Raw genomic sequence first — 6618 nt, 5'->3', positions numbered from 1 at the left:
GGAGCGCCCCGCCGGGCCGCGCGACCTCGCCGCGCTGCTGCGGCAGGTGCACGCCCTGCCGGACGCACCGCCGGACCTCGCGCTGCCGCGCCGCGATCTCCTGGGCGGGGTCGAGCGCTGGCTGCGGCTGGCCGGGGAGGCGATCGATCCGGCGGACGCCGCGTATCTGCGCGCCCGCCGGGACGACATCGCGGCAGCCGTCGCGGAGCTGACCCCGCACCTGGCGCCCGGGCCGATCCACGGCGACGCGCTGCCGCGCAACGTGCACATCGGGCCGGACGGTCCGGTCCTGGTCGACCTGGAGACGTTCGCCACCGATCTGCGCGAGCACGACCTCGTGGTGATGGCGCTGTTCCGGGACCGCTACGGCCTCGGCGCGGCGGCGTACGACGAGTTCACCGCGGCGTACGGCTGGGACGTTCGGGAGTGGCCGGGGTGCGCGGTGCTGCGGGGCGCGCGGGAGACGGCCGGCTGTGCGTGGGTGGCCCAGCACGCGCCGGGGAATCCGGCGGCGCTGGCCGAGTTCCGCCGTCGGGTCGCCTCGCTGCGGGAGGGCGACGCGGCGGTGCGCTGGTACTCCTTCTGAAGCGCGGTTTCACGCCGTCCAGGCGGGGTCGCGGCCGCTGAGCGCCACGGCGCGGTCCAGCGCGGACGCGCACTCGGGCACGGCGACGACGGCTCCGAAGATCTCCTTCGGCCGCTCCTCGTCCGGGAACGACGACAGCCACCCGATGATCGCCTCGGCGCTGTCCGGGTCGCAGTCATAGGGCTGCCCGGTGGCGCGGGCGAGGTCCCAGCCGTGGATCACCAGCTCGTCCAGCGCGACGACGCCCATGGCCTCGGCGGGCAGGGTGACACCACCGGCCCGGGTGCTGCCCTCCCAGGCTGCCGGGTCCCGCCATGCGGCGGCCATCGCCTCCAGCCGCCGGGGCAGCTCCCGGCGCCAGTCGGGGTCCAGGCTCTCGGCCTGCCCGAGACCGGGATTCTCGCCGGACTGCTTCTCGGCGGCCCGGCGCATGCCGAGGGCCAGGCCCATGAAGTGGTCGAGCAGATCTCCCACGGAGTAGGCCGAGCAGGGCGTGGGCGCCCCGAGCTGATCGTCCGAGACGCCGCTGAGCAGCGCCGTCACCCGGTCGGCCGCGGGGCCGAGGTCGATACGGGAGGTCTGGTCGGTCATCGCTCACTCTCCTTCTCCGGTCCGCTCCCCCTCACCAGTACGGACCGGTCGGGCGGCGGGAACTCATCGGTGCCGCCGGGACTACCCGACCGCCGCCCGCGCCTCGCGCAGCGGCCAGCTGCCGTCCACGACCGCGTCCGGGGTGCCCTTGCGGCGCAGCCAGGACTGGAAGTCGGCGGCCCAGTGGGCATACCACCCCACCTGCTTGTGGTGCAGGTCCCACAGCTCGAGACCGGCGACCTGCCCGTGCCGCTCGGCGAGCGCGCAGGCGACGCGCACCGCGGCGAGGGCGTCCGCCCCGGCCTCGTGGGCGCGCTCGTGCGCGACCCCGTACTCCCCGCAGACCGCCTCCAGCGTGCGCTTGCCCTTGCGGTAGCGGTCGACGGCGCGGTCTATCGTGTACGGGTCCACCACCGGGCCGGTGGGCGCGCCGCCCAGCCGCTCGCTCAGCGAGCGCAGCCCGTGGCGGTCCAACTCGGCGGCGAGCAGGCTCAGATCGAACGCCGCGTTGTACGCCACCACCGGCGCGCCCGTGCGCCAGTGCGCCACCAGCACGTCCGCGATCTCGTCGGCCACCTCGCGTATGGGCCGACCGGCCGCCGCCCGCTCGTTGGTGATCCCGTGCACCGCCACCGCATCGTCCGGAATGGGCACTTCCGGCGCGACCAGCCACTCGTGCCGTCCGATCGGTTCCCCGCCCCGCACCTCGACCACCGCGGCGGTCACGATCCGTGCCGTGCGCGGATCGGTGCCCGTCGTCTCCAGATCGAACCCGATCAGCAGCTCCCTGTGCCAGCCCATGGCGGTTGCCCTCCCTTTGTTGTGCTTCCCCCAGGTGTCGCCACCTTCGCACGCACCACTGACAACGGGCGCCGGGGCCGTCAACCGCCCGGCAGGGCGCGGGCGGTCTCGTCGCACGCGATCGAGGAGACCGCGAGGTGGAACGGGCACTCGGTGGTGCGGGACGGCGATGCCTCCTGGACCGTGCGCGCCAGCCGCTCGCGCAGCTCGGCGGCGGCCGTCTCCTCGCCCTGTGCCTCGCGCAGGGCGATCAGGCCGCGCAGCGGCAGCGCCTCGGCGTAGCGGCGGCCGGACAGTCGGGCGGTGCGCAGCGCGTGCTCCCAGCGGACCTGGGCGAGCACCGCTTCGCCGCGCTCGGCCGCGACCACGCCGAGCATGGTGAGGTCGTGGGCGGCGCATTCGGGGCGGTTGTCGTTCTGGTAGCGCTCGGAGGCGCGCAGATGCAACCGCTCGGCCTGGTCGAGGTCGCCGCGGGCGCGGGCGGCCAGCGCCCGTACGGTCTCCACCTTGGCCAGCAGATAGCCCTCGGCGCTCTCGCGGGCGTAGGTCTCCAGGGCGTCGGCGAAGGAGGTGGCGTCGTCCCAGTCGCCGTCACCGGCGGCCGCGCAGGCGAGCACCGCCTTGACGTAGGCGGCCTCGTGTTCGGCGCCGATGAGCCGCAGTTCGTCGTGGGCGGCGCGGAAGGCGCGCACCGACAGGGCGCGCTCGCCCAGCCGCTCGTACGCCATGCCGGTCATGATCTGCGCGGTGGCGGCGGAGTGCGGGTCGAGGGTGGTCAGCAGTTCCCGGGCGGTCATGGCGGAGGTGAGGGCGGCGCGCCGTTCGTCCTCGGCGACCAGGAGTTCGCTGTGGAACAGCTGCCACACCCCGGTCTCCCAGCGGTGGCCGTGCTCGTCGAGGGCGGAGGCGGTCGCCCGTGCCACCTCGCGCGCCTCGGCCAGCCGCTCCTGCCGGACGTGGGCGGTGAGGGCGAGCGCTCCGACCAGGGTCACCACGGCGGGGTCGCCGCGCTTCTCGGCGGCGGGCAGGGCCTGGCGCAGCAGTTCGTCGTCGTCCCCGGCGCGGCGGATGTTGACGCCCAGCCAGCCGCACCAGGCCAGGGTCTCGGCGTACCAGTCGGCGGTGGGCGGGGTGGATTCCAGGGCCCGCAGCAACCGCCGGTGGCCCTCCTGGCGCTGACCCGCGGCCATCCAGTAGAGCGAGAGATGAGTGGCGATGCGGGAGCCGAGCAGCCGGTCGGCGGGGTCGGCGCTGTCCTGGAGCCAGTCCAGGCAGCAGGCCACTTCGGGGGTCACGGCGGTCATCTCGGCGAAGGCGGCCGGGCCGCTGCCGGTGCGCAGCGCGGCGTCGGTGCGGTGGGCGAGAGCGGCGACCCAGTCGGCGTGGCGGCGTAAGCAGCCGGTCTCCTCGCCGCGCTCGGCGAGCGCCTGCCGGGCGTACTGGCGCAAGGAGACCAGCATGCGGTAGCGGGGACTGCCGGGCCCGGGGTCGTAGACCAGCAGCGACTTCTCGGCGAGCAGGGCGAGGGTGTCGCCCGCGCCGGGCCCGGCGACCGCCTCCGCGGCGTCGACGGTGAAGGGCGCGGCGAACACCGACACCGCCCGCCACACCTCCCGCTCCTCGTCGGTGATGAGGCGGTAGCTCCAGTCGAGGGCGGCGCGCAGGGTGCCGTGGCGGGAGTCGGCCGAGCGCAGCGGCACCTCCAGCAGCCCGCGGCGGGTGCGGAGCTGGCGGACGATGACGGGCAGCGGGGTGGACGCGGCCTTGGGGGCGACGAGTTCGATGCCGAGCGGAAGCCGGTCGACGGCCTCGCACAGGTCGCGGACCTCGTCCCAGTGGGCGGCGCGGGCGGCGGACGGGGAGACCCTGGCGAGCCGGTCGAGGAAGAGCCGGATGGCGTCCTGGTCGGTCAGCGGCCGCAGGGCGAGCCGGGATTCCCCGGCGACGCCGAGCCCTTCCCGGCTGGTGGCCAGCACCCGCAGCCGGGGGCAGGCGTCGAGCAGGCGCGCCGTGAGGTCCGCGGCGGCCTCGGTGAGGTGTTCGCAGTTGTCGAGGAGCAGCAGGCACCGGGGGGCGCGGTCGATGGCGAGCCGCATCCGGTCGGCGAGGGTTTCGGCGGGGCCGGGCGCGATGCCCAGGGCCGCGGCGACGGCGCCGGGTACGTCGGCGGGTGAGCAGGGCACCAGGTCCACCCGCCAGACGGTGGCACCGGCCTCCTGTTCGCGGGCGGCCGCGGCCAGGGACAGCCGGGTCTTGCCGATGCCCGCGGTGCCGGTCACGGTGACCAGCCGGGCCTCGGCCAGCTGGGCGGCGATCGCGGCGAGTTCGGGGCCGCGCCCGACGAAGTCGGCGCCGGACGGGAGCCCCGGGTGGGCGGTGGGCTCGGCCGCGGGAGCGCGCCGCGCACGTCCCGTCCCGGTCGCGCCTCCGGACGCCGTCGCGGCCCCCGTACCCGTGCCCGTGCCCGTACCCGTCCCGGAGGAGCCGCGCAGGACGGCCTGCTGGGCGGCGCGCATCTCGGGGCCCGGCTCGATGCCGAGCCGCTCGCGCAGATCGGCGCGCGCCGCCCGGTACACGCCGAGCGCCTCGGCCTGCCGTCCGCACGCCTGGAGGGTGCGGATGAGCAGGGCGTGCAGCCGCTCCCGGTCCGGGTCGGCCCGGGCGGCGGTCCGCAGCGCCTCGACCAGATCGGCCGGATCCGCTCCACCGGCCGCTCCCCCGGTCACCCCGCCCGCCGCGGCGTGCGCGGCGAGTTCGGCGTCGGCGCGCTCTTCGAGGACGGTCAGCCGCAGCGCCTCCAGCCGGTCCCGCTCCGCCTGGACGAACGGCAGTGCGGGCAGCCCGGCGAGCGGGGTCCCGGACCACCGGTCGAGCGCGGCGCGCAGAAGAGCCGCCCGGCGGCCGGGGTCCTCGGTGGCGCGGGCGCGGGCCAACTCCCCGTCCAGCAGCCGCACATCGACCGTGTGCCCGGTCAGGTCCAGCCGGTAGCCCGCGGGACCCGTGACCACCAAACCGGGGGCGTGCGGCTGGAGGGCGCGGCGGAGCTTGGCCACCGCCGTGTGGAGGGCCGCCGTCGGGTCCTTGGCTCGTGCCCCCGTCCACAGTTCGTCCAGGATCCGGCCGGTGCTGACCGCCGAGGGGGCGTGCAGCAGCAACAGGGCCAGCAGGGCGCGCGGCCGCGCTCCGGCGACGACGAGCGCCATGCCGGAGCCGTTACGAACCATGAGGTCGCCGAGTAATTCGAACTCCATGGGTGATATCGGACCACGGGACGGGTACGGCTGTCCCGCGAACCGGCCCGGACCAGCCGACACGGACGGCCCAAACGGACAGACGGCGGACAGAATTCGGACAGGGCGGCGGAGGATCCTGCCAAGGTCGACACGAATCTCGAAATCTCGAAATCTCGAATTGAGGAGCGCCGTGCTGCGGCTCGCCTTCAGTACGCTTCGCGCCCGGCGTTCCCTGTTCGCGGGGTCACTCGCGGCGGTGACGCTGGCCCTGATGCTGCTCACCTCCGCCGGGATCCTGCTGGAGTCCGCGCTGCGCGGCCACGGCGAGCCGAACCGCTTCCACGGGGCGTCCCTGGTGGTCGCGGGCAACGCCGACGTGGGCCTGGACGGGAAGGAGCACCGCCCCGGGTTCGGCGACGTGGAGGCGCCGCTGGTGCCGCGCCCGCCCGTTCCGGCCCGGCTGGTGGAGACGGTGCGCGGCGTGGAGGGCGTGCGCTCGGCCGTCCCGGACCTGGCCTTCTACGCGCAGGCGGTGGGCTCGGACGGCAGCCCCGTCACTCCCGAGCAGGGCACCCGGTCCTTCGGCCACTCCTGGGCGAGCGCGCGCGTCACCCCGTACGCGCTGCGCGCGGGCAGGGCCCCGGCGAGGGACGACGAGGTGGTGGTGGACGCGGCGACGGCGCGCCGCGGGGACTTGCGGGTCGGCCGCCCCGTCACCGTGCTGACCGGGGCCGAGGGCCGCGATACGTACCGGCTGAGCGGCATCGCCGCCGGGCCGCGCGGCGGGCTGACGAAGGATCAGTCTGCGCTGTTCTTCGCGCCGGACACCGCCGCCCGGCTCGCCCCGGACGGCGACCGGGTGCACGCGATCGCGCTGACCACCGCCGCGGGCGCCGATCCGGAGGCGGTGGCGAGCCGGGTGCGCGCGGCGCTCGGCACCGGCCCGTCGGTGACGGTGCTGACCGACACCGGCGAGACGGAGGTCTCCTCCAGCGATGTGCTCTTCATCGACACCCTGGTGTTCGTGGTGTCCATGGGCTCGCTGGCCGTCTTCGTCGCCCTGTTCGTGATGGCCGGTGGCTTCGCCTTCGCGATCCTCCAGCGCTACCAGGAGATCGCGCTGCTGCGGGTGGTGGGCGCCACGCCCCGTCAGATCAAGCGCATGCTGGGCTGGGAGACGCTGCTGGTCGCCATCGTCGGCGGGGTGATCGCCATTCCGGCGGGCGCCGCGCTGGCCGGGCCGCTGGCCGACGCGCTGGTCTCGCTCGGGATCGCGCCGGAGGAGCTGAAGGTCGAGGTCGGGCCGTGGCCGCTGGCCGGGGCCGCCGTCGCCGGGCTCGTCATCACCCGGCTCGCCGTCTGGTCGGCCGCGCGCCGCGCCGCGCGGGTGCGCCCGGCCGAGGCGCT

General features: G+C 75.8%; 5 protein-coding genes. 2 read left to right on the top strand and 3 right to left on the bottom strand.

Annotated features, from left to right (window positions below; genetic code table 11):
* Positions 1 to 586 (top strand): phosphotransferase (locus EEJ42_RS35850; protein ID WP_148082147.1); only part of this gene is annotated, 586 nt, incomplete at its 5' end.
* Positions 587 to 595: 9 nt separating this feature from the next.
* On the opposite strand, the gene EEJ42_RS35845 is transcribed toward EEJ42_RS35850, so the two are convergent.
* From EEJ42_RS35845 to EEJ42_RS35835, 3 genes are all read right to left on the bottom strand, one after another.
* Positions 596 to 1177 carry a TIGR03086 family metal-binding protein gene (locus EEJ42_RS35845; protein ID WP_123106383.1) on the bottom strand — a complete coding sequence of 194 codons (582 nt, stop codon included), beginning with the start codon at positions 1175 to 1177 and terminating at the stop codon, positions 596 to 598.
* An 81-nt stretch (positions 1178 to 1258) separates the two neighbouring features.
* The gene (locus tag EEJ42_RS35840; RefSeq protein WP_123106382.1) at positions 1259 to 1978 is read right to left on the bottom strand and encodes a 3'-5' exonuclease; all 720 of its coding nucleotides are present in this window, start codon (positions 1976 to 1978) and stop codon (positions 1259 to 1261) included.
* 80 nt (positions 1979 to 2058) lie between these two features.
* The gene (locus EEJ42_RS35835; RefSeq protein ID WP_123106381.1) at positions 2059 to 5229 is read right to left on the bottom strand and encodes an AfsR/SARP family transcriptional regulator; all 3171 of its coding nucleotides are present in this window, start codon (positions 5227 to 5229) and stop codon (positions 2059 to 2061) included.
* A gap of 172 nt (positions 5230 to 5401) precedes the next feature.
* Here EEJ42_RS35835 and EEJ42_RS35830 point away from each other — a divergent pair.
* The coding region (locus EEJ42_RS35830; protein ID WP_148082146.1) for an ABC transporter permease at positions 5402 to 6618 on the top strand (1217 nt) is incomplete at its 3' end.

The organism is Streptomyces botrytidirepellens, assembly GCF_003721215.1.
GTDB classification, from domain to species: Bacteria; Actinomycetota; Actinomycetes; order Streptomycetales; family Streptomycetaceae; genus Streptomyces; species Streptomyces himastatinicus.
This window is presented reverse-complemented; position numbering and strand designations above follow the sequence as displayed.

What these genes read in the sequence shown, in the direction of transcription:
- EEJ42_RS35835 (WP_123106381.1), bottom strand. Translation starts at nt 5,229, where the DNA reads ATGGAGTTCGAATTACTCGGCGACCTCATGGTTCGTAACGGCTCCGGC.
- EEJ42_RS35845 (WP_123106383.1), bottom strand. Translation starts at nt 1,177, where the DNA reads ATGACCGACCAGACCTCCCGTATCGACCTCGGCCCCGCGGCCGACCGG.
- EEJ42_RS35840 (WP_123106382.1), bottom strand. Translation starts at nt 1,978, where the DNA reads ATGGGCTGGCACAGGGAGCTGCTGATCGGGTTCGATCTGGAGACGACG.